At 72.4% G+C, this 24,517-nt stretch carries 27 protein-coding genes; 14 read left to right on the forward strand and 13 right to left on the reverse strand.

Annotated features, from left to right (window positions below; genetic code table 11):
* Positions 1 to 267: 267 nt before the first annotated feature.
* Entirely contained in the window at positions 268 to 531 is a 264-nt protein-coding gene (locus tag ACRWND_RS26680) for a hypothetical protein (protein ID WP_431953729.1), read from the reverse strand.
* Positions 532 to 982: 451 nt separating this feature from the next.
* Positions 983 to 1,270 (reverse strand): DUF1905 domain-containing protein, encoded by a 288-nt coding sequence (locus tag ACRWND_RS26685; protein ID WP_431953731.1) that lies wholly within the window; start codon positions 1,268 to 1,270, stop codon positions 983 to 985.
* A 950-nt stretch (positions 1,271 to 2,220) separates the two neighbouring features.
* On the opposite strand from ACRWND_RS26685, the gene ACRWND_RS26690 reads away from it, so the two are divergent.
* Positions 2,221 to 3,180: a 2-hydroxyacid dehydrogenase gene (locus ACRWND_RS26690; protein WP_431953733.1), complete on the forward strand. Its 960-nt coding sequence runs from the start codon at positions 2,221 to 2,223 to the stop codon at positions 3,178 to 3,180.
* 201 nt (positions 3,181 to 3,381) lie between these two features.
* On the opposite strand, the gene ACRWND_RS26695 is transcribed toward ACRWND_RS26690, so the two are convergent.
* The 3 genes from ACRWND_RS26695 to ACRWND_RS26705 all read right to left on the reverse strand — a co-directional run bounded on the left by ACRWND_RS26695 (position 3,382) and on the right by ACRWND_RS26705 (position 7,274).
* Complete coding sequence (locus ACRWND_RS26695; protein ID WP_431953735.1) at positions 3,382 to 4,200, reverse strand: class I SAM-dependent DNA methyltransferase; 819 nt, start codon at positions 4,198 to 4,200, stop codon at positions 3,382 to 3,384.
* A gap of 186 nt (positions 4,201 to 4,386) precedes the next feature.
* Complete coding sequence (gene sthA / locus ACRWND_RS26700; RefSeq protein ID WP_431953737.1) at positions 4,387 to 5,793, reverse strand: Si-specific NAD(P)(+) transhydrogenase; 1,407 nt, start codon at positions 5,791 to 5,793, stop codon at positions 4,387 to 4,389.
* 233 nt (positions 5,794 to 6,026) lie between these two features.
* Complete coding sequence (locus tag ACRWND_RS26705) at positions 6,027 to 7,274, reverse strand: glycoside hydrolase 5 family protein (RefSeq protein ID WP_431953739.1); 1,248 nt, start codon at positions 7,272 to 7,274, stop codon at positions 6,027 to 6,029.
* Positions 7,275 to 7,739: 465 nt separating this feature from the next.
* On the opposite strand from ACRWND_RS26705, the gene ACRWND_RS26710 reads away from it, so the two are divergent.
* Entirely contained in the window at positions 7,740 to 8,768 is a 1,029-nt protein-coding gene (locus ACRWND_RS26710) for a LacI family DNA-binding transcriptional regulator (protein ID WP_431953741.1), read from the forward strand.
* A 498-nt stretch (positions 8,769 to 9,266) separates the two neighbouring features.
* Here ACRWND_RS26710 and ACRWND_RS26715 read toward each other — a convergent pair whose 3' ends face one another.
* Positions 9,267 to 9,617 (reverse strand): VOC family protein, encoded by a 351-nt coding sequence (locus tag ACRWND_RS26715; protein WP_431953743.1) that lies wholly within the window; start codon positions 9,615 to 9,617, stop codon positions 9,267 to 9,269.
* Between the two features lie 159 nt (positions 9,618 to 9,776).
* Positions 9,777 to 10,748 carry a transcriptional regulator gene (locus ACRWND_RS26720; protein ID WP_431953745.1) on the reverse strand — a complete coding sequence of 324 codons (972 nt, stop codon included), beginning with the start codon at positions 10,746 to 10,748 and terminating at the stop codon, positions 9,777 to 9,779.
* A 90-nt stretch (positions 10,749 to 10,838) separates the two neighbouring features.
* On the opposite strand from ACRWND_RS26720, the gene ACRWND_RS26725 reads away from it, so the two are divergent.
* The gene (locus ACRWND_RS26725; protein ID WP_431953747.1) at positions 10,839 to 12,053 is read left to right on the forward strand and encodes an MFS transporter; all 1,215 of its coding nucleotides are present in this window, start codon (positions 10,839 to 10,841) and stop codon (positions 12,051 to 12,053) included.
* Here the strand turns inward: ACRWND_RS26725 and ACRWND_RS26730 are convergent.
* Both ACRWND_RS26730 and ACRWND_RS26735 read right to left on the reverse strand, forming a co-directional pair.
* The gene (locus ACRWND_RS26730; protein ID WP_431953749.1) at positions 12,007 to 12,693 is read right to left on the reverse strand and encodes an alpha-ketoglutarate-dependent dioxygenase AlkB family protein; all 687 of its coding nucleotides are present in this window, start codon (positions 12,691 to 12,693) and stop codon (positions 12,007 to 12,009) included. The genes ACRWND_RS26725 and ACRWND_RS26730 overlap by 47 nt on opposite strands.
* A 91-nt stretch (positions 12,694 to 12,784) precedes the next feature.
* Complete coding sequence (locus ACRWND_RS26735; RefSeq protein ID WP_431953751.1) at positions 12,785 to 13,300, reverse strand: methylated-DNA--[protein]-cysteine S-methyltransferase; 516 nt, start codon at positions 13,298 to 13,300, stop codon at positions 12,785 to 12,787.
* A 469-nt stretch (positions 13,301 to 13,769) separates the two neighbouring features.
* Between ACRWND_RS26735 and ACRWND_RS26740 the strand changes: the two genes are divergently transcribed.
* The gene (locus ACRWND_RS26740) at positions 13,770 to 14,291 is read left to right on the forward strand and encodes a hypothetical protein (protein WP_431953753.1); all 522 of its coding nucleotides are present in this window, start codon (positions 13,770 to 13,772) and stop codon (positions 14,289 to 14,291) included.
* An 83-nt stretch (positions 14,292 to 14,374) separates the two neighbouring features.
* On the forward strand, positions 14,375 to 15,340 hold the full coding sequence (locus ACRWND_RS26745; protein ID WP_431953755.1) for a YihY/virulence factor BrkB family protein: 966 nt from the start codon (positions 14,375 to 14,377) through the stop codon (positions 15,338 to 15,340).
* Positions 15,341 to 15,409: 69 nt separating this feature from the next.
* Here the strand turns inward: ACRWND_RS26745 and ACRWND_RS26750 are convergent, their stop codons facing one another.
* Together ACRWND_RS26750 and ACRWND_RS26755 are read right to left on the reverse strand one after the other, a co-directional pair.
* The gene (locus ACRWND_RS26750) at positions 15,410 to 16,516 is read right to left on the reverse strand and encodes an NAD-dependent epimerase/dehydratase family protein (protein WP_431953757.1); all 1,107 of its coding nucleotides are present in this window, start codon (positions 16,514 to 16,516) and stop codon (positions 15,410 to 15,412) included.
* 122 nt (positions 16,517 to 16,638) lie between these two features.
* Complete coding sequence (locus tag ACRWND_RS26755; RefSeq protein ID WP_431953759.1) at positions 16,639 to 17,844, reverse strand: MalY/PatB family protein; 1,206 nt, start codon at positions 17,842 to 17,844, stop codon at positions 16,639 to 16,641.
* A gap of 148 nt (positions 17,845 to 17,992) precedes the next feature.
* On the opposite strand from ACRWND_RS26755, the gene ACRWND_RS26760 reads away from it, so the two are divergent.
* On the forward strand, positions 17,993 to 18,649 hold the full coding sequence (locus ACRWND_RS26760) for a class I SAM-dependent methyltransferase (protein WP_431953761.1): 657 nt from the start codon (positions 17,993 to 17,995) through the stop codon (positions 18,647 to 18,649).
* 57 nt (positions 18,650 to 18,706) lie between these two features.
* On the opposite strand, the gene ACRWND_RS26765 is transcribed toward ACRWND_RS26760, so the two are convergent.
* Both ACRWND_RS26765 and ACRWND_RS26770 read right to left on the reverse strand, forming a co-directional pair.
* The gene (locus tag ACRWND_RS26765; RefSeq protein WP_431953763.1) at positions 18,707 to 19,831 is read right to left on the reverse strand and encodes an SRPBCC family protein; all 1,125 of its coding nucleotides are present in this window, start codon (positions 19,829 to 19,831) and stop codon (positions 18,707 to 18,709) included.
* Between the two features lie 4 nt (positions 19,832 to 19,835).
* Positions 19,836 to 20,612: a histone protein gene (locus tag ACRWND_RS26770; protein WP_431953765.1), complete on the reverse strand. Its 777-nt coding sequence runs from the start codon at positions 20,610 to 20,612 to the stop codon at positions 19,836 to 19,838.
* Between the two features lie 111 nt (positions 20,613 to 20,723).
* On the opposite strand from ACRWND_RS26770, the gene ACRWND_RS26775 reads away from it, so the two are divergent.
* From ACRWND_RS26775 to ACRWND_RS26810, 8 genes are all read left to right on the forward strand, one after another.
* Positions 20,724 to 21,062 (forward strand): gas vesicle protein, encoded by a 339-nt coding sequence (locus ACRWND_RS26775; protein WP_431953767.1) that lies wholly within the window; start codon positions 20,724 to 20,726, stop codon positions 21,060 to 21,062.
* Positions 21,063 to 21,097: 35 nt separating this feature from the next.
* Entirely contained in the window at positions 21,098 to 21,562 is a 465-nt protein-coding gene (locus tag ACRWND_RS26780) for a gas vesicle structural protein GvpA (RefSeq protein ID WP_431953769.1), read from the forward strand.
* 2 nt (positions 21,563 to 21,564) lie between these two features.
* Positions 21,565 to 22,278 carry a GvpL/GvpF family gas vesicle protein gene (locus ACRWND_RS26785; RefSeq protein ID WP_431953771.1) on the forward strand — a complete coding sequence of 238 codons (714 nt, stop codon included), beginning with the start codon at positions 21,565 to 21,567 and terminating at the stop codon, positions 22,276 to 22,278.
* Positions 22,279 to 22,376: 98 nt separating this feature from the next.
* The gene (locus tag ACRWND_RS26790) at positions 22,377 to 22,640 is read left to right on the forward strand and encodes a gas vesicle protein GvpG (protein WP_431953773.1); all 264 of its coding nucleotides are present in this window, start codon (positions 22,377 to 22,379) and stop codon (positions 22,638 to 22,640) included.
* Between the two features lie 4 nt (positions 22,641 to 22,644).
* A complete protein-coding gene (locus ACRWND_RS26795; RefSeq protein ID WP_431953775.1) occupies positions 22,645 to 23,097 on the forward strand; it encodes a gas vesicle protein in 453 nt (150 codons plus the stop codon).
* Entirely contained in the window at positions 23,090 to 23,911 is an 822-nt protein-coding gene (locus ACRWND_RS26800; protein WP_431953777.1) for a GvpL/GvpF family gas vesicle protein, read from the forward strand. Before ACRWND_RS26795 ends, ACRWND_RS26800 begins: the two co-directional genes overlap by 8 nt.
* Positions 23,908 to 24,123 carry a gas vesicle protein gene (locus tag ACRWND_RS26805; RefSeq protein ID WP_431953779.1) on the forward strand — a complete coding sequence of 72 codons (216 nt, stop codon included), beginning with the start codon at positions 23,908 to 23,910 and terminating at the stop codon, positions 24,121 to 24,123. Before ACRWND_RS26800 ends, ACRWND_RS26805 begins: the two co-directional genes overlap by 4 nt.
* The coding region (locus tag ACRWND_RS26810) for a gas vesicle protein K (protein ID WP_431953781.1) at positions 24,120 to 24,517 on the forward strand (398 nt) is incomplete at its 3' end. The genes ACRWND_RS26805 and ACRWND_RS26810, both read left to right, overlap by 4 nt.

Here is a 24,517-nt window from a genome sequence, read left to right on the forward strand (position 1 = left end):
GCGTGTGTCGCCACCCTGTTGCCGACTGCGCGCCAGCCGACTCAGTCCGGCTGCGGATCGGCGCGGAGGCGGCCGCATACGGCCGGCGGTTCGGATGCTGACGGCACAGTTCGGTCACCCACCGGGCTGCCCGGGATACGGCGGCCCGGCAGCGGCCGCAGCCTGGGAGTGGAGCGCGGCACGGTCCGTCTCTCCGCCGTCGGGCGCCTGGTTGCCGCGGTCGCGCGCCCCGCAGATTTACCGTGGGGGCCCGCTCCATGTGAGCGCTCAGTCCAACCAGCCATGCCATCGCGTCTGTATCGGCGCGCGCTCTCCTGATGCCCTCTTCTCCGCCAGTATCTGCTCGACGTGCGCCTCCCCTGCGGCCGTGAGATGGAAGTCCGCGTCCATGTCCTCGCTCGGCCACATGACGGCATAGGTGCACGGCGGCTCGACGGGACGAGTCGCGTACCAGAAGCCCGCTACCAGCACGGCGAGTGCGCACGCCAAGGCGCGTTGGCGAGAGGACCACTGGGCCCAGAGGGAGATCATGCGCAGAGGTTAGCTCTGTGCGGTGGGTCTGTCCGGCCCGTGCCTGATGCCGTCACCCCCGGGATCCAGACTCCAGTACCGTGCTTCCCCCTGTGCGGAGACGCAGGCACGTGCGGGCTGCGCCAACCCACGGCCTGCGACTTTCCGCCGAGCCAGGCACGCGCCCGGTGCCCCGGCGGATCCGGCCCCTCGGACGGGCCGTAGCGGTACAGCCGGCGGAACACCGCCCGGCACACGGGGGGGTGCGGTTGCCGCGATCGCGGCAAGCAGTCGCTCGCACAGCTTGACGGACGGCTACGTGCTGACCATCACCCAAGGAGCGCGTCGCAGAGCGGTGGCGGCCTCCAACTCCTGTCGCCCCTGCGTCTCAAGGATGGGGCGCCGACCACGACGGGCCCCCGCTGTACGACGGGACGGGGTCCGCGGGGCGTCGCCGCGGCTCAGCTCAGTCTCAGAGCCGGATCGTCATCCGCACGGTCACGTCGTCCCCGGCGGCGATGTCCTGGAGCTTGCGCACGGCGGCCTTCAGCGGCAGCAGATAGGCGCCGTCCCTGGGGAAGAGCGACGTCGTGAAGGTGGTGTCGCCGATCCCAGCCTCGACGGGGATGACTCCCCATCCGTAGGTGGCCAGCGCGGCCACCTCACGGATGCGATCGGACTCCTCGTCCGGCACGGTGGCGAAGTAGAACGGCGAGGGCCCGCGCCACTCGATCACGTGGCCGTCGAAGACGAGCTCCATGGGGGTGGGTCCTGTTCTTGTCCCGGAGGCCGGTGAGATCGCTCAGCGTACAGGCGGCCCCGCGGAGACGGGGGTACGCGGAACCGCCATTCGGTGAAACCCCGAGGCCGGCAGGGTCCTTGAGTCGAACCTCGGGCCCCCGTGATCACGAGCGCCCACGGCGCGGGCGGGGCTGCGAGGTTCCGGACGAGCCAGGAGCGAGAGCCGCTGCCGTCTCCGCGATCGGCACCGTGATCCCGAGGCCGTTCGGATGAACGGCTTCCTGCTCGGCGGCAAGGAGGACTACGCCGTCGACCGCGAGGCCTCCGAGGGACTGCTCAAGCTCGTCCCAAGCCTCAAGGGGCCGCCCCAACTGGCGCGCCGTCATCTCGGGGCCGCCCGGGGGGACGGCGCAGCGCCGCCTCGTCCACCTCGTGGACCTGCTCAGCCAGTCCTGGGGCTGGACCCCGAGCGACGGGTCGAGGGCGTCCGACTGGCGCTGATCTCGGTGCCAATGTGACGTCGGTCTCGCGTTGTCGTGGCGTCGGGGGGCGGGGCGGGGCGGGACGGTGGCGGGGCGGGGGGCGTCAGGGTGCCGAAAGGCGTGTGGGCCGCGCGGTGGTGTACTCGCGCCCGGGCGGCCTCCCGGCCGGACCCGGGCGGAGTGACGAACGCGACAGTGTTGCGCCGCCTCCATGGGCGGTTCATTGCCTTGTCTTTGCCAAGCCCGGGAAGGAATTCACCTTCCGGTAACACGCGGCCGCCGTCGGCGAGCCTGCGCCGGCATATCGCTGACGGTGCATGTGTTAGCGTTTCGAAGGTTCCTGCGTGACAACGGTGTCACTTTGCTCCGGGCCCGCGGACACAGCCGTCCGCCATGGAAGAGCCCCTGGTCCGAGGGGCGGTGCCCCGCGGAGCCCGATGTGGCGAAACCCGTTATCCGAGACCCACAGAAAAGCACTGCCAAAATTATGCAAGAAAGCCGAGCGGTCTGGCTCCCCTATCGGTCCGGCGAATTCTCCGGTCCGCTTCCCGACGGCCTGTCGTACCACTACTGGGACGGCCTTTCGGCCTTCCCGTCCGACCCCCGGGACGTGCGCTTCGTCGTCGTCCCGCCTGTGCCGGCCAAGCAGCACGAGATCCTGGACCGGCTGCTGAACGCCGCCGAGCGGCTGGAGGTCCTGCAGCTCCTCAGCTCCGGACACGACTACCTCGCCCCCTTCCTGGGACTGCTTCCCTCCGGCGCCCGCGTCTCCACGGCCAACGGCGTGCACGGCGAGGCCACGGCCGAGCTGGCGGTGACGCTGCTGCTGGCCGCGGAGCGCGGCCTCGACGACTTCTCCCGCCGGCACGCCCTGGGCCAGTGGCGGCCCCGGGTGTTCCCCACGCTCTCCGGCAAGGAGGTCATCGTCGTGGGCCAGGGGGCGGTCGGCAAGGCGGTGGCGGCGAGGCTGGCCCCGTTCGGCTGCCGGGTGGTCCGGCTGGCACGCACCGCGCGCGACACCGCGGACGGTCATGTGCACGGGTTCGAGGAACTGTCCTCGCTGCTGCCCTCCACCGACGCCGTCGTGCTGTGCGCGCCCCTGACGGACGAGACGCGCGACCTGATGGACGCTTCCCGCCTCGCGCTGATGAAGGACGGGTCCGTCCTGGTCAACGTGGCCAGGGGAGAACTCGTCGACACGCAGGCGCTGGTGCGGGAGGCCGGGAGCGGCCGGCTGCGCGCCGCCTTGGACGTCACCGCGCCGGAGCCGCTGCCGAGCGGCCATCCGCTGTGGTCCCTGCCGGGCGTGCTGATCACCCCGCACGTCGGAGCGTTCACCGACGCCTTCGTCCCCGCTTCCCTCGCCTTCATCGCGCAGCAGCTGGGTCGCTACGCGCGCGGCGAGGAGCTGGCGAACGTCCTGCCTCTTCTGGTCGCCGCGCACTGAGCGGCTGCCGGTCCCCGGGAGACACCCCGGGGACCGGCAGGCGGCCTCTCGAGGCGCACGACCCGCTCGCCGCCGTGCGGCGTCCGTCACAGGACGACCGGGCCGAGCCGCGGGCCCGCCGAGTCGGGCGCCAAGCGGCATGGGTGCCCAGCAGGAGGCCGCGGGCCGTCCGGGAGGGCGGGCCGCCAAGGCGGCGGGTCGTCAGGACCCCTGCGACGAGAACGGCGCGGCCGGCTCCGCCGCCGGTCCCACCCGCACGCGGATCTTCGACTGCCCGTGGCCCCGCAGTTCCCAGTCGTCCATGAAGCGGGCGCGCAGCCCGTGCCGGGCAGCCAGCTCCAACAGCGTCTCGGTGCGGTAGTAGAAGTCCTCGCGCAGTACGTGGTGTTCCTTCCCCTCGGTGCGGTCGAAGGTGAAGTCGAACCAGCCGTCCGGGGCCAGGATCCGGGGCACGTGTGCCAGGCACTCGTCGATGACCTTCAGCGGCGAGTGCGAGAAGACGCTGTGGGCGTGGACCACGTCGAAGTGGCGTTCCGGCAGGAAGTCGAACGTCAGGTCGTGGGTCAGGGTCAGATACGGCAGCTTGCGCTGCAGGCCCCGCTCGGTGACGGTGCGCTTGGCGGCGATCAGGATGTCGGGGGAGATGTCGATGCCGTAGTAGTGGCCGGTGTCGAGGTAGTCGATGAGGCGCCAGCCCGCCCGCAGGTTGCCGCACCCGATGTCCAGCACCCGGTGCCGCGGCTCCAGGCCGTGTTCGCACAGGTAGTCGAACTGCATCTCGCCCAGCGCCAGCCAGCGGTCGTGGCTGCGGCTGCCGACGGCCGCCTCCGGGTCGCGCGCGGTGTCGCTGGCCATGACGGCCCGGTAGTACGCCACGTGGTCGCGGTGCCGGTGGGCGAGCCAGCGGTCCCGGGCGGCCCGGCGCGCGTGCGCGGCGACCCGCGTGGGGTGCCGGAGGGCGTAGCCGACCTTGTGGGTGAGGCTCGTCCGGTCGACCTGGAGGTTCTTCCTGGTGGCCATGGCGGTGCTCCCTCGAAGGGTCACGGGCGGGTGAGCTTTCGTCCCCTTCCGGGAGGCTGCCACGCGGCGCCCCCGTCGTTCCCCCGCCGAACGGGTGGTGCGTACGTGCGGGGGCCGTCGGCGGGGACCCGCTCGTACGCACCGCCGCCTGCTCCGCCTGCCGGCCTCCCGGCGGGCAGACGGCGGTCAGCCGGTGGTGAGGCGGTTGATCTGGCGGAGCTTGTTGGTGGCGTCGAGGGCGGCCACCTTGTACGACTCGGCGAGGGTCGGGTAGTTGAACACCGCGTCGACCAGGTAGTCCACCGTGCTGCCGCAGCCCATCACCGCCTGGCCGATGTGCAGGAGCTCCGTGGCGCCGGAGCCGAAGCAGTGGACGCCCAGCAGGGTGCGGTCCTCCGTCGACACCAGCAGCTTCAGCATGCCGTGCGAGTCGCCGATGATCTGGCCGCGGGCCAGCTCGCGGTAGCGCGAGACGCCCACCTCGAAGGGCACGTTGTCGTCGGTGAGCTGGTCCTCCGTTCGGCCGACGAAGCTGATCTCCGGAATCGTGTAGATGCCGATCGGCTGCAGGCCGTTCATCGCGTTCACCGGTTCGCCGCAGGCGTGGTAGGCGGCGAGCCTGCCCTGCTCCATGGAGGTGGCCGCGAGCGCCGGGAAGCCGATGACGTCCCCGACGGCGTAGATGTGCGGCACGGAGGTGCGGTAGTGCTGGTCGACGGATATGCGGCCGCGCTGGTCGGCGGCCAGGCCCGCCTTGCCCAGGTCGAGGCTGTCGGTGAGGCCCTGCCGCCCGGCCGAGTACATGACGGCGTCCGCCGGGATCTTCTTCCCGCTCTGCAGGACGGTGAGAGCGCCCGTCGGATGCCGCTCCACGGCTGCCACGGTCTCGCCGAAGCGGAAGGTCACGGCGAGGTCACGCAGATGGTATTTGAGCGCCTCGACGACCTCGACGTCGCAGAAGTCCAGCATCCCCTCCCGCTGTTCGACGACCGTCACTTTGCTGCCCAGCGCGGCGAACATCGAGGCGTACTCGATGCCGATGACTCCTGCGCCGACGATGACCATGGAGCGCGGAACCCGGTCCAGGTTGAGCACGCTGTCGGAGTCCAGCACCGTGCGGTCGTCGAACTCCACGGTCGACGGACGGGCCGGGCGGGTACCGGTGGCGATGACGATGTTGTCGGCCGTCACCAGCACCTCACGACCGGCCGGGTCCTGCACGGCGACGGTGTGGTCGTCGGTGAAACGGCCGGTGCCCGTGAGCATGGTGACGCGATTGCGGGAGAGCTGACTGCGGATCACATCCACCTCGCGGCTCACCACATGCTGGGTGCGCGCGGTGAGGTCCGCGATGGTGATGTCCTCCTTGAGGCGGTAGCTCTGGCCGTACAGATCGCGCTGCGTGAGCCCGGTCAGGTAGAGCACGGCCTCACGCAGGGTCTTCGACGGGATGGTGCCGGTATGGATGGACACCCCGCCGACCATGTCGGGGCGGTCGACGACGGCGACCCGGCGGCCCAGCTTGGCCGCGGCGATGGCCGCTTTCTGGCCACCCGGGCCGGATCCGATGACGAGCAGGTCGTATGCGGTCACCCGAGGAGTCTGCCAGGCCGCGGCGTCCCCGGGAAGGAGTTGCCGACGGTGCGGCCGTGAGCTGTCCCCGAGCCCCCGGGCACGGGTACGGGACCCGCGCCCGGGGGCCCGCCGGGGGACGGGCTCGTGGGGCTCGGCGGGGCGGTACGGGCCGTGGAGGCCCGGGTGGCGCCGCGGGCCCCGGGCTGTGAGCCCGGATGACGCGTGGCCCGAGTGCCAAGCGGACGGGGGGATCAGCGGACCTCGGCGGGGGTGACGACCTCGGTGATGCCCCGGGCGGCCAGGTGTGCCGCGTCCGCTGCCCTCTCGGCGAGCACGAGTGCGGGCCGTACACCCTGGGCGGTCAGCGCTGCCCACGCCTCGAACACCTCGCCGCCGGGGGCGCAGCCGGCCCGCCGGGGGGCCGTCAGGCTGTCGCCGACATCGACGGCGAGTGCGGTCGTCCGGGGCCGCGGCGGCGCGTAGCCGCGCTCGCGCAGCTCCGCCACGGCGCGGGCCACGGCGGCGCCCGTCGGCTTGACCTCGCGGTCGTTGGTGAGGAGACCGAGGGTGTACTCGAGTTCGGGGAAGTCGGCGAGTGACCGGTCGACGTCGTGCGAACACCACCAGGTCACACCCCACACGTCCGCGCAGTCCAGGGCATTGGCGATGGTGGCGGCGGCGAAGGCCGGGGCGTGCTCCGGCGGGACCACGGGAGCGGGGGCGCCGACCTCCTGCAGCCAGACCGGTCGGTGGGGATCGGCGGCCCAGGCCTTGGACAGCTCGATCAGGTACGCCGCGTGGTGCTCGGTGGCGACGCCCGCGTGGCCGTGGCGCTGGGCCGTTCCGTTGAAGACCCAGGAGTGGACGGCGGTCGCGAAACCGAGCCTGGCGGCCAGGCCGGGGGTGAAGGCATGGCCGTCCTGGTACCAGGCGGCGTCGTACTCGGCGTGCAGGTGGAGCCTGCCGGGGGCGCCCCGCTCGCAGGCGTCGAGCATGAGGCGCAGCCAGGCCTCGGCCTCCGCCGGGCCGATGGGGTCCGGATCCGGGTGCGGCGTGCCCGAGAACTGGTTGATCTCGTTGCCGACGGTCATGCCGAGGAAGTTGGGCCGGTCGGCGAGTGCCGCGGCGAGGGTGCGCAGGTACTCGGCCTCGGCGGCGACGACATCCGGGTCGGTGAAGATGTTCCGGCGGTGCCAGGTGGCCGTCCAGGAGGGCAGGAAGTCGAAGCTCGACAGGTGGCCCTGCAGGCCGTCGACGTTGACGTCCAGTCCGCGGTCGGCGGCGGCGTCGACCAGCGCGACCAGCTGCTCCACGGCGCGCGGACGGATCAGGGTGCGGTTGGGCTGGAAGAGCGGCCACAGCGGGAAGACCCGGATGTGGTCCATGCCGAGGCGGGCGATGGAGTCCAGGTCGGCGCGGACGGCGTCGAGGTCGAAGTCGAGCCAGTGGTGGAACCAGCCCTGGCTGGGCGTGTAGTTGACGCCGAAGCGCGGTGTCATGGCGGTTCCCGTGGTCGTACGAGTGGGGGACGGGCGCGCGGCGGCGGAACCGGTGGTCGCGGGGCGGTCGGGGGATGTCCGTCCCGTGATCGGCGCGGCTGGGGGGAGCCGCCGCAGCGCGCCCACGACAAGGTGGCATTGCGCCAGAATAAAGTCAACTCGCGTCTCTCACTTGGCGCTTGGTGGGACATCAGCACAGGTCACCGGTGTGTCGCCAGTAATTGAGCGGAATCACTAATGCGCTTTAGGCGTGCTGCGCTCAAGCGCTTTAGCGCGCGTCCCTGTTCTGCTGGGGGATACTGGTCCCCGCGTCGTGCCGCCCGGGCCTGGCGCGCACGACGTCAGGCGGAGCATCCGAGGGGGCCCACGATCGCGGCGCACGAGCCACCGGTGGAGCCGCCGCCCGCTGCCGGGACCGGCCGACGCGTCTCTGTGCGGCGCCCCGCGGTGAAGCGGCGGCCCACGATGAAGGACATCGCCCGGCGGGCCGGTGTCTCGGAGAGCGCCGTCTCCTTCGCTCTCAACGACCGCCCCGGGGTCTCCGAGGCCACCCGCCGGCGCGTGCGCCAGGTCGCCGACCAGCTCGGCTGGCGGGCCAGCACCGCCGCGCGGGCCCTGTCGGGGGAGGGGGCCGCGACCGTGGGCCTGGTGCTCGCCCGCCCGGCGAGAACGTTGGGCGTGGAGTCGTTCTTCCTCCAGTTCGTCTCCGGCATCCAGGAGGTGCTCTCGGAACGCCATCTCGGCCTGCTCTTCCGGGTGGTGGCGGGCGCCGAGGAGGAGTGCGCGGTCTACCGCGGGTGGTGGGCCGAGCAGCGGGTCGACGGGGTCATCGTGGTGGATCCCCAGATCGGCGACCCGCGGCCCGCCCTGCTGGACTCCTTGGGGTTGCCCGCCGTGGTGGTCGGCGGGCGCGACGTCAACGGCGAGCCGCGGGCGGCCGCCCCGTACCCGGTGATCTCCAGTGTCCGGGTGGACGACGCGGCCGCCATGGGCGCGGTCGTCGAGTACCTTGCGGGCCTGGGCCACCGGCGGGTGGTGCACGTCGCGGGGCTGCCCGGCCTGGCGCACACCACGCGCCGCATCGCCTCGCTACGGGCCTGCGCCGCGCGGCTGGGGATGCCCGGGGTCCGCTCGGTCACCACCGACTACTCCGAGGGCCAGGGCGCGGAGGCCACCCGCCTGGCGCTGGCCGGGACCGAGCCGCCCACGGCGATCATCTACGACAACGACGTGATGGCGGTCGCGGGTGCCGGAGTGGCTCTCGAGATGGGACTGACCGTACCGCGCGACCTGTCGGTCGTCGCCTGGGAGGACTCGGCGCTCTGCCGGGCCACGCATCCGCGGCTTACCGCACTGGACCGCGACGCGACGGCCTTCGGGCGGCGCGCGGCGGAGGAGCTGGTCAGCCTGCTCGGCGGCGGCCCGGCGCGTGACCTGCCCCAGCCTATGCCGCAGCTCGTCGTCCGCGACAGCACGGCAGCGCCGCGGGGCTGAGCGGACCGCCGCGCGGCTGAGCCGCAGTGTCGCCGTGCCGCGCACCGCGGAGCCGGGCCGGGAGCGGCCGCGCTCGGCAGGCAGGGCACCGCCGCGCGTGGCCGACCGCGTGGTGCCGGGGGCAGTGGGCGGGTGCGGGTTCTTCTCACGCCCCCCGGGCGCACGGACGGGCGCACGGATACGGGTCGCGGACGAGGAGGGCGGGGGCTGGGCGCTCCTCGGCGGTGTGCGTGGGTGGCGTGGCGGGCATCAGGCACAACCGGGCTCCGTGACCCGTTCTGTCAGGCCGTCGCGCGTCGTGCCGTGCAGCTCCACGAACCGCAGGTCGGTCCGGGTAGCAGAACAGGAACCAGCGCGGCACGAAGCTGCGGTGCCGGCCTGCTCGGGTGCGCCGCGCCACCCCCATCCGGTTTCCGGGCAGTTGTGTCCGCGCTGCAGGTCTTCGGGGCGTCGGACAACGGTCCGGCCTTCGCTCGGCGCTTCCGCCAGTGCTTCCGCTCAGCTCTTCCGCTCACTCAGGACGCAGAACTCGTTGCCCTCCGGGTCGAGGAGGGTCACCCAGTGCTCGTCCTGCGCGATGTCGGCGCGCCGGGCACCGAGGGAGAGCAGCCGGGCTACCTCGGCCTTTTGATCCTCGGGGCGGAAGTCGGGGTGGAGCCGGTTCTTCGACGTCTTGCCCTCGGGGACAGGCACGAAGAGCAGCCCCGGCATCCGGTCCGGCTCAGGTCGGATCTCGACGATCTCCTCGGATTCGTCGACCACCACCCATCCGAGAGCCTCGGCCCACCAGTGCCCGAGAGCGACGGGGTCGGCGGAGTCGACGATGATCTGTTCCCATTCCAGTGCCATGGGCTTGATCATAGACAGGACCGGTGACTTCGACTCCCCCACTTCCGGCAGCTGCTGTTCGTGGGCAACCGCCCCGCCCCGCAGGCCCGCTGACCTGTCCACTGGTCGCGGTCGCAGCACGAGGGCAGCGCGGGTCCGAGACCACCGCCGCATCGTCCCTCAGCCTTCCTGCTGGACCGCGACCAGTGCGTCGCCGGTCTCCGTCCGGGAGTAGAGCACGGAACGCCCCGCCCGCCGCCGCCGTACCAGGCGGGCGTCCAGCAGCACCCGCAGATGGCGCCGCACGGAGCCGAGCCCCTGACCGGTCAGGGCGATCAACTGCGTGGTGCTCATCGGCGTCGCGAGCAGCACCAGGACCGCCGCGCGCGCCGGACCGAGCAGTACACCCAGCGCCTCGGGCACCCGCTCCCGCCCCGCCTCGGTCAGTGCTCCCGAGCACGGGTACACCACCGCGTACCGTATGTGGTCGTCCCAGGACACCCAGCCCGTGCTCGGGGTGACGGGAACGAACATCAGCCGGGCACCCGACAGGTCGCGGGGCGGGAGATCCCGCGTGTTGATCTGCAACCGGCCCTCGCCGAGCCAGCGCATTCCCCGGCGCATGCCGTCCAGTGCCTCCGCCCATCCGCCGCGCCCCAACCGGGCGGTGCGCGCCACGACGTCGGCCTCGATGACCCGCCGCCGACGCGGCCAGTCGGGCAGCACCGTGTGCGTCCAGACCCAGGCGACGACGTCGGCCGCGCGCTCCGGCAGATCGGCCCGGCACAGCGCCCGTGGGAGCGGTCCGCCGAGCGACACGGTCAGATGCCCGCGCGCGGCCTCCGGAGGGGTCAGCCGGATGCGCGCCAGCTCCTCCTCGAAGCAGGGGAGGCCGTCGCCGGCGGGCGTGGGCGTGAGGAAGTCCGCGTTCCAGGTGCGCCCCAGCGCGGCGCGCACCAGCAGCCCCGTCACCGGGTCGGCCGCCAGCCGCTCCCGGTACGCCGGCAGATGCGCCTCGAGCCAGCGGCGCTCGCCGGGGTGAGCGGCCGTGCCCCGGTCGAGAAGCTTGAGGGCCGCGATGGCCTCGGCCAGCGGGGAGACGACGAACCGGCTGCTGACCAGCGTCTCCGCGTCGACCAGCCACCAGCCCATGGTTCCCTCCCCCCACGCCCCGCACGGCCGCGTTTCGCGCCCGCGCGAAACATTTACCACCTGATCCCGGGCCGCTGAGACTCGGGGCCCATGCGCACCTACCAAGAACTCTTCCGCACGCCGGAGTTCACCCCGCTCTTCGTCTTCTCCACCGCGCAGGTCGCGGCGCAGACGGTGAGCGCCCTGGCCCTGGGCACCCTGGTCTACGACGCCACGGGCTCCCCGCTGCTGTCCGCCGTCGCCATGTTCGGCCCGTCCCTCGCGCAGGTGGCCGGGGCGGCGACCCTGCTGTCGGCGGCCGACCGGCTGCCGCCGCGTGCCGCGCTCATCGCGGTCGCCGCGCTGTTCTCGCTCGGCGCCGCGGCGCCGGCCGTACCCGGCCTGCCGATGTGGGCCGTCTTCGCCATCCTGACCGCATCGGGTCCCGTCGCCTCCCTCGGCGGCGGAGTGCGCTACGGACTGCTCCACGAGATCCTGCCCGAGGGCGGATTCCTCCTGGGCCGTTCCCTGCTGAACATGTCGACCGGCACCATGCAGATCTGCGGCTTCGCCGCCGGCGGGCTGCTGCTGGACGCACTGTCCCCGCGCGGGGTCCTGCTCGTCGGCGCCGCGCTCCACCTCGCGTCCGCGGTCGCCGCCCGGGCCGGCCTGAGGGCCAGGCCGCCACGCGCGGGAGGCCGGCCCTCGGCGGCCGAGACCTGGCGGACGAACGTGCTGTTGTGGTCCGCCCGGCCGCGCCGCTCCGTGTACCTCGCGCTCTGGGTGCCCAACGGCCTGATCGTCGGCTGTGAGTCGCTCTTCGTGCCCTACGCGCCCGACCACGCCGGACTGCTGCTGGCCGCCGCGGCCTGCGGCATGCTCGCCGGCGACACGGTGGCCGGCCGGTTCGTCCCGCCGATGTGGAGGGAACGCGCGGGCGCGGCGCTGCGACTGCTGCTCGCGGCCCCCTACCTGGTCTTCGTGCTGCACCCGGCGCCGCCCCTCGCGGCGGCCGTCGTCGCCCTCGCCTCCGTCGGCTATGCCGCGAGCCTGCTGCTGCAGGAGCGGCTGATGGCCCTGACCCCGGACGAACTCAGCGGTCACGCCCTCGGCCTGCACTCCTCGGGCATGCTCGCCTGTCAGGGACTGGGCGCCGCCCTCGCGGGGGCCGTCGCCCAGCACACCTCTCCGGCGGCCGCGATGACGGTCGTGGCCGCGGTCTCCCTCGCCGTGACCTTGGCGCTGGCCGCCGACCTGCGACCGGGCAGCGAGGCGGACCTCAGGCCCGTGGCTCCCGCCGCGGCGTCCCGTCGTCCAGTCCCGTGACGCGCATCGTGATGTTCAGCCGACCGGAGGCGAGACCGGTGGCCGGGTCGCCCGTGCCCGGATGGACCTTCGGCACACCGTGGTACGCGAAGCGGGACGGGCCGCCGAAGACGAAGAGGTCGCCGGAGGCGAGCTCCAGGTCGGTGTACGGGCGGTTGCGGCTCTCGGGGGTGCCGAAGCGGAAGACGCAGGTGTCGCCGATGGTCAGCGACACGACGGGGGCGTCGCTGCGTTCGTCCTTGTCCTGGTGCATCCCGAGCTTGGCGTCCCCGTCGTAGAAGTTGATCAGTGCGGTGTCGGGGGTGTAGCCGTCGCCCGCCGCAGGGTCCTCGTACGCCTCGACCAGGGCGCGGCGGCCCAGCGCGACCATCCAGTCCGGGAAGGGGGCGACCCGGGCGCCGTTCACGTCGTCCGCGGTGCGGGTGTAGCGGTACGGCAGCCAGTGCCAGCCGATGCAGACCGTCCGCACCGACATCACCCCGCCGCGGGGCAGACGGGTGTGCCGGATCGGCACCGGGCCCGTCGCCCATCCGCGGCAGGCGACGACCAGCTTCCACTGCTCGTCCATGGTGAGCCAGCCTGGGACGTGGACCGCGCCCGGCGCCACCCGCAACCGGGGACGCGGGATCAGCGCGTCCACCGGGCACCCCCGCCTTCCGGGGCGGCCGGTATGGGCCGGTCGGCGGTGCCGGCCGGCTGGGGTGCGGGCGCTGCGGGAGGCGGGGCCGTCTTCACGCCGCCCCGCGCCGGGCCTCGAGATCCAGCAGCAGTCGCTTGCGCTCCACCCCGCCCGCGTAGCCGGTCATGGCGCCCTTGGCGCCGACGACGCGGTGGCAGGGACGGACGACCAGCAGCGGGTTGCGGCCGATCGCGGTGCCGACCGCGCGCGACGAGGAACGCGGGACGCCCATCGCCTCGGCGACGTCCGCGTAGGTGAGCGTCGTGCCGTAGCCGATGGTCTCCAGGGTCGCCCACACCCGCTGCTGGAAACCGGTGCCCCCGGCGGTGAACTCGAGATCGAAGTCCCTCAGTTCGCCCGCGAAGTACGCCCGCAGTTGGTGGGTGACGTGGGCGAAGGCGGCGTCGTCGGCACGCGTGCCGTCCGCAAGGTCCGCCGGGACGACGCCGCCCTTCTGACCCGGCACCGACAGCGAGGAGAGCGCGGTGCCGCCGGTCGCGGTGGGCGACTCCTCACCGACCAGCAGCAGCTCGCCCAAGGGGCTGTCGAGTGTCGTGTAGAGCGTCATCGTCCTTGCCTTTCGTCAGTGCTCTCAGCGGCGTCCACTGTGGCGCCACGGCTCAGCGCCGACATCCGGCGGGCCGTACCCATGGCCCGGCCCCTGCGGGCGGATCCGCCGCGGCCGGCCGGCGCGCCACAGCGGGTGTGCCGCGCGCTCGGGCGGCAGCGGATCCCCGTCGTCACCACCGTGCTGAGCAGCCCGGCGTCGGGGTGGGTGCCGCGGCCGCGCACCACCACCCTCCTGCTGCTGGTCCCCAAGGTCGAGTCGCTCGTCACCCCTCCACTGTGCGGCATCGCGGGGGCGGGCCGCTGGCGGAAATCGGACGTCGCGTTCCCGGACGCGGAAGAGCGGCGGGCACGGGTCCCGACGCCCGTGCCGCACGACCGGCGGGGGAGACTTCGGGCCGGTCGACGGGGCGAGCCGCCCCCGTGTGTGCGACCGTGCGGGTCCGGAGCGCCTCGGTGATGCTGAAGAGGTGACAGCCAGCTCCGCCCCGCACGAACTGACCGGCCAGGAGGTACCCGAGCCGGGCCGCGCCAACTACACCGGTGCCGTCTACGGGTCCCTGCTGGCCGCCTCGGTGGTGGCCGGATCGAGCGCGGCGGGCCCGTACCCGCGGCTGCAGCTGGTGCTGCTGCTGATCTGCACCGGCCTGGTGTTCTGGGCCGCCCACGTCTACGCCGGCTTTGTCGGCGACCGGCTGCGCAGCGGCAAGGCCACCTGGCAGGAGGTCTGCCGGCTGTGCGTACGCGAGTGGCCGATCGTGCAGGCGGCGCTGCTGCCGGCGGTGGCTGTCGCGGTGAGCCCGCTGCTGGGGCTCGGATGGGAGGGCACGGGATGGCTGGCCCTGATCGTCGCCGTGGCCCAGCAGGTCGCATGGGCGGGCGCCGCCGTCATACGCGTGGGCGCGTCCAGCTGGGCGGTGGTGTCGGTGGGCGTCGTGAACCTGGTGCTGGGCTCGATCATCGTGGCGGCGAAGGTCGCCCTCCAGCACTGAGCGGTGGTGCCGGCGCCATGGCATACGGTCGTTCGGCGGCGTCGACGAGTGGGGCACGCGGTGCCCCGAGGCGGTGAACGCGCATGGCTCGCCGGCCCCGGGCAGGCGCCCGCAAGCCCACCCAGCTTCCCCAGGAGTCATGGCGCGCCGTGCTCCGGCGCACGGTGAAGGAGTTCTGGGCGGACCATCTGACGGACTGGGCTGCGGCCCTGACCTACTACGCCGTCCTGTCGGTCTTCCCCGCCCTGCTCGTCATGGCCTCGGCCGTCAGCCTGCTGGGCGGACCCGGTGTCGAGGGCCTGATCGCCAACACGAGCGGACTCGCGCCGGGGCCGGTGCGCGAGACGCTGACCGGCGTGCTCGGGCAGCTGCGGCGCGGCGTCGGACGAAACGGCCTCGCTCTCGCGGTCGGCGTCGTGGTCGCCGTGTGGTCGTCCTCCAACTATGTGGCGACCTTCATGCGGGCCGCCAACGCCCTCTATGACGTCGACGAGGGCAGGCCCCTGTGGAAGACACTGGCCGGCAGGTTCGTCATCCCCGTGGTGCTGCTGGTCGTCACGACGCTCATCGCGATCGGCGTGGTCTTCACCGGAGCCCTGGCGAGAAAGGCGGGTCAGGTGCTGGGGGTCGGCGACGCCGCGCTCGGTGTGTGGGGCGTCGTCAAGTGGCCGGTGATGCTGGTGCTGTTCGGCCTGGTTCTCGCACTCCTGTACGGGGCTGCACCCAATGTGCGGCACGGCGGCTTCCGCTGGGTGAGCCCCGGCAGCTGCCTGGCCGTGGTCATCTGGGCGGCCGCTTCCGCGCTCTTCAGCCTCTATGTGTCGGGCATCGCGGACTACACCAGGCTCTACGGAAGCCTGGGCGCCGTCATCGTCTTCCTCGTGTGGTTGTGGATCTCCAACATCGCCGTCCTCCTCGGCCTGGAGTTCAACGCCGAACTCGAGCGGGCCAGGGCCCGGCCGTACGGCGGCCTGGACGACGGCCCCGACGTCAAGGTGCCGAAGGCCGCCCCGCAGGACACCGAGCGCCTCCACACCGACGAAGGATGACGACGGGGGGCAGACACACCGGGGGTACCACGGGGAAGTCCGCGCCGGTGCCGTCGGGCCGCCGCGGCCTCACGGCCTTGAGCCCACGCCCGTCGCGACCTCGTGGAGCCGGCCGGCGGCCCCGCCCGGATCCAGCGGGGCGGTCGAGATGTCGCCCGCACCCTCGCGCAGGCCCGCGAGGAACTCCCCGATCGCCTGCGTGGCGGTGTGACGGGGCTCCCACCCCAGTTCCCGGCGGGCCCGCGTGATGTCCATCAGCGGCAGCATGAGCACCGCGTCGAACAGGCCGGGAGACGCCGGCACCAGATGCAGCCGCCACGCCCCTGCCAACGCCGCCCGTACCGCGCCGCGCGGCATGCGGACGACCTGCGCTCCGAGCAGCGCGGCGAGTTCGCCCGCGTCCAGCGGGGGATCGGCCGCCAGGTTGAAGGCGCCGCGGACAGGGCGGTGCACCGCGAGCCGGTAGGCCTCGGCCGCGTCGTCGGAATGCAGGGCCTGGAAACGCAGCCCGCGCATGTCCGGGACGACCGGCACGAGGCGCGGTCGCACGAGCCGGTTCGGCAGGAAGGGACCGGCGAACAGACGGCGTTGCTGGGCGGAGGCCTCCCGCTTGAAGATGAAGCCCGGCCGCATGCGCACCACGCGTACCTGAGGGTGTTCCCGCTCGAAGGTGTCGAGACAGCGTTCGACGTATGCCTTCTCCCGGCTGTAGGCGGCCCCGGGCCAGCCGTGCGTGGGCCAGGACTCGTCGACGGGGTACCGCTTGGGGCCGGGGGAGTAGGCCGCCACCGAGGAGGCGTGCACCAGGGTGGGCACACCGGCCTGTGCGACCGCCTCGAAGACGCGAATGGCGCCCAGGACGTTGGTGCGCCAGGTGATCGCCGGGTCGTGGGTGGGCTGCAGCAGCCAGCCCAGGTGGACGACGGCGTCCGCGCCGCGCAGGTGCTCCACGAGGCGCGTTCTGTCGTCGCCGATGTCGGCGTGCACCCACGAGGTGCGCTCGGGCCGCCACTCCTTGGGGATTCTCCGGGCGATGCCGACGACGTGCGCCACCGCCGGGTCGTCGCCGAGCGCCCGCACCAGGCTGGTCCCGACGTTTCCGGTCGCCCCCACGACGACGACGCGCAGGGCGCGGCCGCCGTCGGGTGCGGGGTCGTACGCGAGGTCGTGCGTCATGGTGCTCGCCTCCTGGGGGCCGCCGGGTGCGCCGGAGCACTGGGCGGCGCCGGGTCCGTTCGCCCCGGCCTCCCGGCGGCCTGTCCGATGCGTGTCCTGTGCCTGTCCCGGTGTCGGGGCGGCTACCCGGTGAGGGACGTTTCAGACCTCGGCCGCGGGCGCGCGCCGACCGCCTCGGCCATCCGGCGCACCGCCTCCGTGAGTACCTCGGGCGTCGTCGCGAGGTTCAGCCGTACGTGCCCCTGGCCGCCGGTGCCGAAGTCGGGCCCCGCGCTGAGGGCCACCCTGCCGCGGGCGAGGAAGGCGGCGGACGGGTCGTCGCCCAGCCCCAGTTTCCGGCAGTCCAGCCACGCAAGGTAGGTCCCCGGGGCCGGGCGATAGCGGATCTCCGGCAGGTGCTCGTCGAGCAGACCGGCGAGCAGCCGCCGGTTGTCGGCGAGATCGCCCAGCACGGCGTCCAGCCACGGACCGCCCTCGCGGAGCGCCGCGGTGTGAGCGATGACGCCCAGGTGGCTCGGTCCGTGGCTGACCTCCTCCGGCATGCGGGCGAGGTCGTCCGCCGCCTCGGGGCCGGCCAGGGCGAGAGCAGCCTTCAGCCCGGCCAGGTTCCAGCCCTTCGACGCGGACATCAGCGCCAGGCCGTTCTCACCGCCGGGCACGCTCAGATACGGCACGAACGCCGCCTCGGCCGTCACCAGGGGCGCGTGGATCTCGTCCGCCACGACCCGCACGCCGTACCTCCCGGCCAGCGCCGCCACCGCGGTCAGTTCCTCGGCGGTGTGCACCGTGCCGGTCGGATTGTGCGGGCTGCACAGCAGGTAGGCGGCCCGGCCGCCGCCGGTTGTGGACCGGGCGAAGGCCTTTTCCAGCGCCGCGAGGTCCAGCCGCAGGTCGGGGCCGAGCGGGGCCTCCACCACGCGGCGGCCCATGTGCGTCACGAACTGGTAGAAGGGCGGATAGACGGGGCAGTTGACGATCACGGAGTCCCCGGGCTCCGTGACGAGCCGCAGCATCTCGACGACCCCCAGCATCACGTCGGGGACGACGGACGCGCGCTCCACGACCAGGCCGTCCCATCCCCACCGTGCACGGGCGAAGTCCGCCAGGGCCTCCGCGTACGCGTCGCCCGCCGGATATCCCGTGTCGCCGACCGCGATCGCCTCCGTGAGCGCACGGGCCACGGGGCCGGCCAGCGGCACATCCATCTCCGCTACCCACAACGGCAGCACGTCCTCCGGATGCGTGCGCCACTTCATGCTCGTCCGGCGCCGCAACTGGTCGAGTGAGAGGCGGCGCAGCGGATGGTGGTCATTCGGCGAGATGTCCATGACGCCCAACATAGGCGCGGACCCGCAGCGGGGGCAGAGGGCCGCCGACAGGGCTGTTGCCGAACCGGCAAGAGAACTTGTCCCGTCGCGCGCGGGACCGCATTGTCGGGGGCGGGTCCATATCCGCGGCACAAAGGAGACGACATCCATGACCGACGGCAGCACCAGCGCCGAGCGCGCCGAGTCCGAGGCGGAGTTCTGGGATGCCCGCTACGCCGGGAGCGACCGCGTATGGAGCGGCGAGCCCAACATCGTCCTGGTGCGCCGGGTCGGCGGCCTCAAGCCCGGCAGGGCGCTCGACCTGGGCTGCGGCGAGGGCGCCGATGCGGTCTGGCTGGCCCGGAAGGGCTGGCGGGTCACCGCCGTCGACATCTCCCGCGTCGCCCTGGAGCGGGCCGCCGCCCATGCCGCGGCGGAGGGCATCGCCGCCGGGGTCATCGACTGGCAGCGCCATGACCTGGGCGAGACGTTCCCCGAGGGCGCCTACGACCTCGTCTCCGCGCAGTTCCTGCACTCGCCGTACGACATGCCCCGCGAGCGGATCCTGCGCGCCGCCGCGTCGGCCGTGGCGCCCGGTGGCGTGCTGCTGATCGTCGGGCACGCCGGTTTCCCGGCGTGGGAGACCGAGCCGCACCCGCACGTGCACTTCCCGACACCGCAGGAGGTGCTGGAGAGCCTCGACCTCGCCGAGGAGGAGTGGGAGGTGGTGCTGGCCGACGAGCACGAGCGCATCCAGAGCGACCCCGACGGGCGGCCCACGACCCGCGTGGACAACACCCTGGAACTCCGCCGCCTGGCGCGGTGACCCGCCGCGCGGCGGGCCTTCGCTCTACGCCCCTGGGGACGAGGAAGTGACGGGGCGTCATCGGCGTGCGCCCGCATACTCCTCCTCGTCCTCCTCCTCGTCGTACTCGTCGTCGTACTCGCCGTCCTCGGGTTCCTCGTCCTCTTCGTCCTCGTCCGCCAGGTCCTCCTCGTCCTCCTCGTCCTCCTCGTCCTCCTCGTCGTACTCGTCCTCGTCCTCCTCGTCCTCCTCGTCCTCCTCGTCCTCGTCTTCCGCGCCCTCTTCGTCTTCCTCGTCCTCGGGGTAGCCCTCCTCCTCGGGCTCTTCCTCGCCCTCGGGCTCTTCCTCGTCCTCCGGGTACTCCTCGCCTTCCTCGCCCTCTTCGGCCTCCTCCGCCTCGAGGGCCTCCTCGTGCGTGCGCACGACCTCGCCGTCGCGGATCTCGCCGCGCCAGCCGTCGGGTTCCTCGTTGGTGAGCGAGACGTAGCGGACGAAGTGTTTGAAGTCGAGCCGCAGCCGCCGGCCTTGGGCGCGCCAGATGTTGCCGGTCTTCTCGAACAGGCCGGAGGCGTAGTACTCGACGACGAGGACGATGCGGGTCAGGGTCGGAGTGAGCTCGTGGAAGCTGACGCAGCCACGCGTCGTGCCCTTGGCGCCGTCGGAACTCCAGATGATGCGCTCGTCCGGGACCTGTTCCACGACCGTGGCCTTCCAACCGCGGGTGGAGGGGCCGACTTTGACCTTCCAGTCGCTTGACGTGTCGTCGCCTTTGGAGACGCTGCGGACGCCCTTGGTGAAGGCGCTGAACTTCTCGAACTGGGTCCAGTGGTCGTAGGCGAAGCGGATCGGGACGCCGACGTCCTGGACCTCGACGATGTTCGTCACCTTCTGCGTACCGGACTTGCGGCCCTTGCCGGCCTTGCCGCCCTTGCCACCGCCGAGCATCTGCTTGGCCTTGTCGAACACGCCGCCTCCCAGCGCCTTGAGCGGTGAGTCGCCTTGAAGGATCTTCAGGCCGGCCTTGGGGAGCACCCCGCCGTTCTCGGCCACGCCCATCAACTGATCGGTGAGATCGGCGACCTTGTCGCCCGCCTTGTCGGCCAGGTTCCCCACCTGGGCGCCGACGAAGCCGGCGAGTTCGTCGCGCAGTTGGTCCAGGCCGGAGACCTGGCCGTTACCGGTGTCCTGTGCCGTCCTGGCCATCGGGCTACCTCCGCCGTGTGGACGTCTTCTTCGCCGCCGTCTTCTTCGCCGGTGCCTTGCGTGCCGTGGTCTTCCTGGTGGGCGCGGCGGTCTTCTTCGCCGCCGTCTTCTTCGCCGGTGCGGCCGTCTTCTTGGCCGCTGTCTTCTTGGCGGCGGTCTTCTTCGCCGGCTGGGCCTTCCTCGCGGGAGTCTTCCCCGCAGCCGACTTGCGTGCCGGGCGGCGCTCCGGTTCGCGCTCGGGCCCGGGCTGCCGACGCTTCTCGGCGCGGCGGCGTTGAGGCGGTTCCTCTTCACCCTCGCCCTCTTCGTCCTCCGCCTCGTCCTCGGCCTCCGCGCCGCCGGGTTCCTCCTCCGCCCTCGACGGGCGGCGCCGCTTCGGCCGGGGCTCGCCCGCGGCCTCCTCTTCTTCCCTGTCTTTCGGCTCGTATTCCTCTTCCGTGTCCTCTTCTTCGCCGCTCTTTTTCTTGGCCCCGATCCGGGACGTGCGGTCGTGCAACACGCCCGCCAGATCAGCCAGCTTGCGGTCCGCTGCAGCTGTGACGGCCTTGCGGCCGGCGTCCATCAGCTGGCCGCGCACCTGCTCGCCCAGGTCGGCGACCTGCGGAACGTCCTGCAGCTTGCGAATACCCTCGGTGACCAGTTGTTGCGGATCGAGTCCGGCGCGGCGACCTCCTGCGAGAAATGTCGCCATCGTGAAGGCGAGCCGTCCCTTCTTGGTGCGCCCGAGTACATAGCCACCGGCGACTGCGGCAGCAAGGGCGATCTTGGTCGTGTCCTTCATCAGCATTCCCTTCGGAAAGCGACCCGGCGCCGCACACGGGTTGTGGGGTGTATATGCTGAAATAGTACGTTTCTTAGTGGGGGTGGCGCTCTTCCGGAACCGGAGAACGGAATGGCCGCAAGCGACAGAAACGCCCGTGGCAGAAGCCCCAGGCGCGGCCGGGACGAGGCGGCTGCGGAGCGGCCGCGCAAGCGCTCCGCCGCATGGGCGATGCGGTCCGCCGCGGATCAGCTCTTCGAACTCCTCGGCCGCAGGCCGGAGTCCGTCTCGGCGGTCAAGCCCGCCGGCGAGGGATGGGAAGCGGACGTCGAGGTACTGGAGTTGGAGCGCGTGCCCGAGACCACCAGCGTGATGGCCACCTATCACGTGAAGCTCGACGAGGAGGGCGACCTGGTGGCCTACGAACGCACCCGCCGTTACACGCGGGGGCAGATCGACCGGCGCTTCTGAGAACGCGAGACGGCGAGGCGCTGAAGGGAGGCGCTATGACCGTGGTGCCGCAAGGCGGCGGCGGTATGTCCAGAGGCGGTACGGGGAGCCTGTACGACGTCCTGGAGCTCATCCTGGACCGAGGGCTCGTCATCGACGTCTTCGTGCGCGTGTCGCTGGTGGGCATCGAGATCCTCAAGATCGACGCGCGCATCGTCGTGGCCAGCGTCGACACGTATCTCCGCTTCGCCGAGGCGTGCAACCGCCTCGACCTGGAATCCGGCCGCAAACAACCCGCCCAGCTCACCGACCTCGTCGGCGAGATCACCGAGGGCGGCGCCAAGGGCAAGTCCAAGGGCGCGCTCAGCGGCGCCGTCGAGGCGGTCACGGGAGCCCTCAAGGGCGGCGATCAGGACGAGGAGGAGTACGAGGAAGAGCCCGTGGAGGAGGAAGCGGAGTACGAGGAGCAGCCCCGGCAGCGCAGGAGCAGCAGGCGCACCTCCCGGCGGGAGAGGGAATGACCATGGCCGTCTACGTCTACTCCATCACCTCGAAGGAACATCCGGCGCGCCTGGACGGCCTCACCCCCGTCGGCGGTTCCGACCGGCCGCTGCGAACGGTGACGAGTGCCGACCTGTCCGCCGTCGTGAGCGAGGCCCCCCAGGATCTGCGCCCGCGCCGCAAGGACGTGCTCGCCCACCAGGCGGTACAGGAGCGGCTGATGGCCGACGGCGCCGTGCTGCCGCTGCGCTTCGGCTTCACGGCGCCCGACGAGGACGCCGTGCGCGCCGTCCTGGAGGACCGTGCGGTCGAGTACCAGGAGAAACTGAAGAATCTGGAAGGCTGCGTCGAATACCACCTGAAGGTCTCGTGGGACGAGGACTCGCTGCTGCGCCGGATCCTCGACGAGAACGACGAGGCACGCCGGCTCAACGAGCAGATCCGCGGCGGAACGGCCTCCCCCGACATGCCGCTGATGCTGGGCGAACTGATCGCCAACGAGGTCGAGGCACGCCAGCAGGCCCTCGGGGCGGGCATCGTCGAGGCGTTGCGCCCCTTCGTCCGGGACGACGCGGCCACCGCCCCGGCGGGTCAGGACTTCCTGAGCGTCTCCTTCCTGGTGGACGACACCAAGGAGGAGATGTTCCTCGCCACCCAGCTCAGCCTGGCCAATCAGGTCGGCGAGGAGTGCGACTTCCGGCTGCTGGGACCGCTGCCCCCGTACAGCTTCGTGTGACGGGCACGAGCGCGGCGAGGAGCTGGGAGAACGGAGAGAGCGCGGGGACCGGGAACGAGGACGAGAAGGACACGAAGGACGGACGACGAGGAGGCGGTATGGGACTGTTCACACAGATCGTCACCCTCCCCCTCGCGCCGGTGCGCGGGGTGGGCTGGGTCGTCGAGCGGGTGCTCGAGGCCGCCGAGCGGGAGTACTACGACCCCGAGCCCGTCGAACGCGAACTCGCCGCCCTGGAGAAGGAACTCCTCGCCGGCCGGATCGACGAGGAGACCTTCGAGGCACGCGAGGAGGTCCTGCTCGACCGCCTCGAGGAGATCGCCGCCTTCCGGCGTGGCGAGCCGCCCCCCGAGACGAGGTGATGCTGTGACGGACTCCCCGGCCGGCCGGCTCGGTTCGTATCCCACGAGGGCCGCTCCGCAGCCGTCCCCCTACGGGCAGGGGTCGTCGGCAAACCTGGCCGACATCCTGGAGCGCGTCCTGGACAAAGGCATCGTCATCGCAGGCGACATCCAGATCAACCTGCTCGACATTGAACTGCTCACCATCAAGCTCCGGCTCCTTGTGGCCTCCGTCGACAAGGCCAAGGAGATGGGCATCGACTGGTGGGAGCACGACCCGTCGCTGTCCTCGCGCGCACACGGGGAGAGCAGCCTCGCGCGGGAGAACCAGCGGCTGCGCGAGGAGATCGAGGAGTTGAAGGGCGCGCGCGAACTGACGGACACGGCGCGCGGCAGCGTGGCCTCCCGCCACCGCACGCGGGCCTCCTCGGCGGCACACCGCCGCCGCGGCGGAGCCGGGACGGACGACGATGGATGACGACCGGGTCAGCTACGCGTACGCCGTACTGCGGGGCGGCGGCCTGCCGGGCGGCGTCGTGGAGGCGCTGACAGGCGTCGGGGGAGCCCCGGTGCGGCTGGTGACCTCCGGTCCGCTGGCCGCCGCCGTCAGCCCGGTGCCCGCGACGGACTTCCAGGAGGACGCCCTCCGTCGGCACCTGGAGAACCTGGACTGGCTGGAGGCCGTCGCCCGCGCCCACCACACCGTCATCGAGGCGCTCTCCGCACACACCACCGTGCTGCCGCTGCGGCTGGCCACGGTCTACCTGGACGACGAACGCGTCCGCGATGTGCTGCGGACCGGCGGCGATGCGTTCGCGGAGGTTCTGGACCGGCTGGCGGGCCACCTCGAATGGGGAGTCAAGGTCTACGTGGACGCTCCGGCCGCCGCCGGGCCCTCCGGTGCCGCCGAGGACCTCAGCCCCGGCCGCGCCTATCTCCAGGCCCGCCGAGCCCAGCGGCACTCCCGCGACGAGGCCTACCGTGGGGCCCAGGAAGCCGCCGCACGCGTCGAGAGGATCGGCCGCGAACTGGCGGCCGGGCACGCCCGGCACCGCGTGCAACAGGGCCAACTCGCCTCCGGCGCCGGGGAGAACGTCCTCAACGACGCATTCCTCGTCGCGCACGAACAAGCCGAGGCATTCCGCACCCGCGTCCGTGCCGCCGGCGAAGGACTGCGCGGGGTGCGCGTCGATGTCACGGGCCCCTGGGCCCCGTACTCCTTCGCCGCCCTCCCCGGCGCCCCCCGCCCGGATCCGGACGGGGACCCGGACGCGGCGAAAGCGGCGCCGTGACGGCGGCCGACCACGCCCCCGAACCCCTGGCGGAACGTCAGGTGGCCCTCGTGGACCTGCTCGACCGCCTCCTCAGCGGCGGAGTCGTCCTCACCGGCGACGTGGTGCTGTCCATCGCCGACATCGACCTCGTGCGCATCTCCCTGCGCGCGCTGATCGTCTCCATCAGCGAGCGCAACCCGTCCCCATGGGGGCAGGAGCCCGGACCATGACCGCCCCGGACCTGCCCGGCCGCGGCCGGCCCGCGGACCGCCTCGGCGAGGTCGCGGACGCCGCCGCCCGAGCCTTCCGCCTCCTGCCCGCCGTCCCGCGCGACACCGCGCCGTCCCGCCCGGCCCGCCGGATCAGCACCGACCCCGACACGGTGGAACGCGATCTCATGAAGCTCGTCCTGACCCTCGTCGAACTCCTTCGTCAGCTCATGGAGCGCCAGGCCCTCCACCGCGTCGACGCGGGCGACCTCACCGAGGAGGAGGAAGAACGCCTCGGCGCCACCCTGATGATCCTCCACGACCGGATGGAGGGCCTCTGCGAGCGGTACGGCCTCTCCATGGCGGACCTCAACCTCGACCTCGGTCCCCTGGGCACGCTCCTCCCGCCGGACTG

This window comes from Actinacidiphila sp. bgisy167, assembly GCF_965342175.1.
Classification (GTDB): Bacteria; Actinomycetota; Actinomycetes; order Streptomycetales; family Streptomycetaceae; genus Actinacidiphila.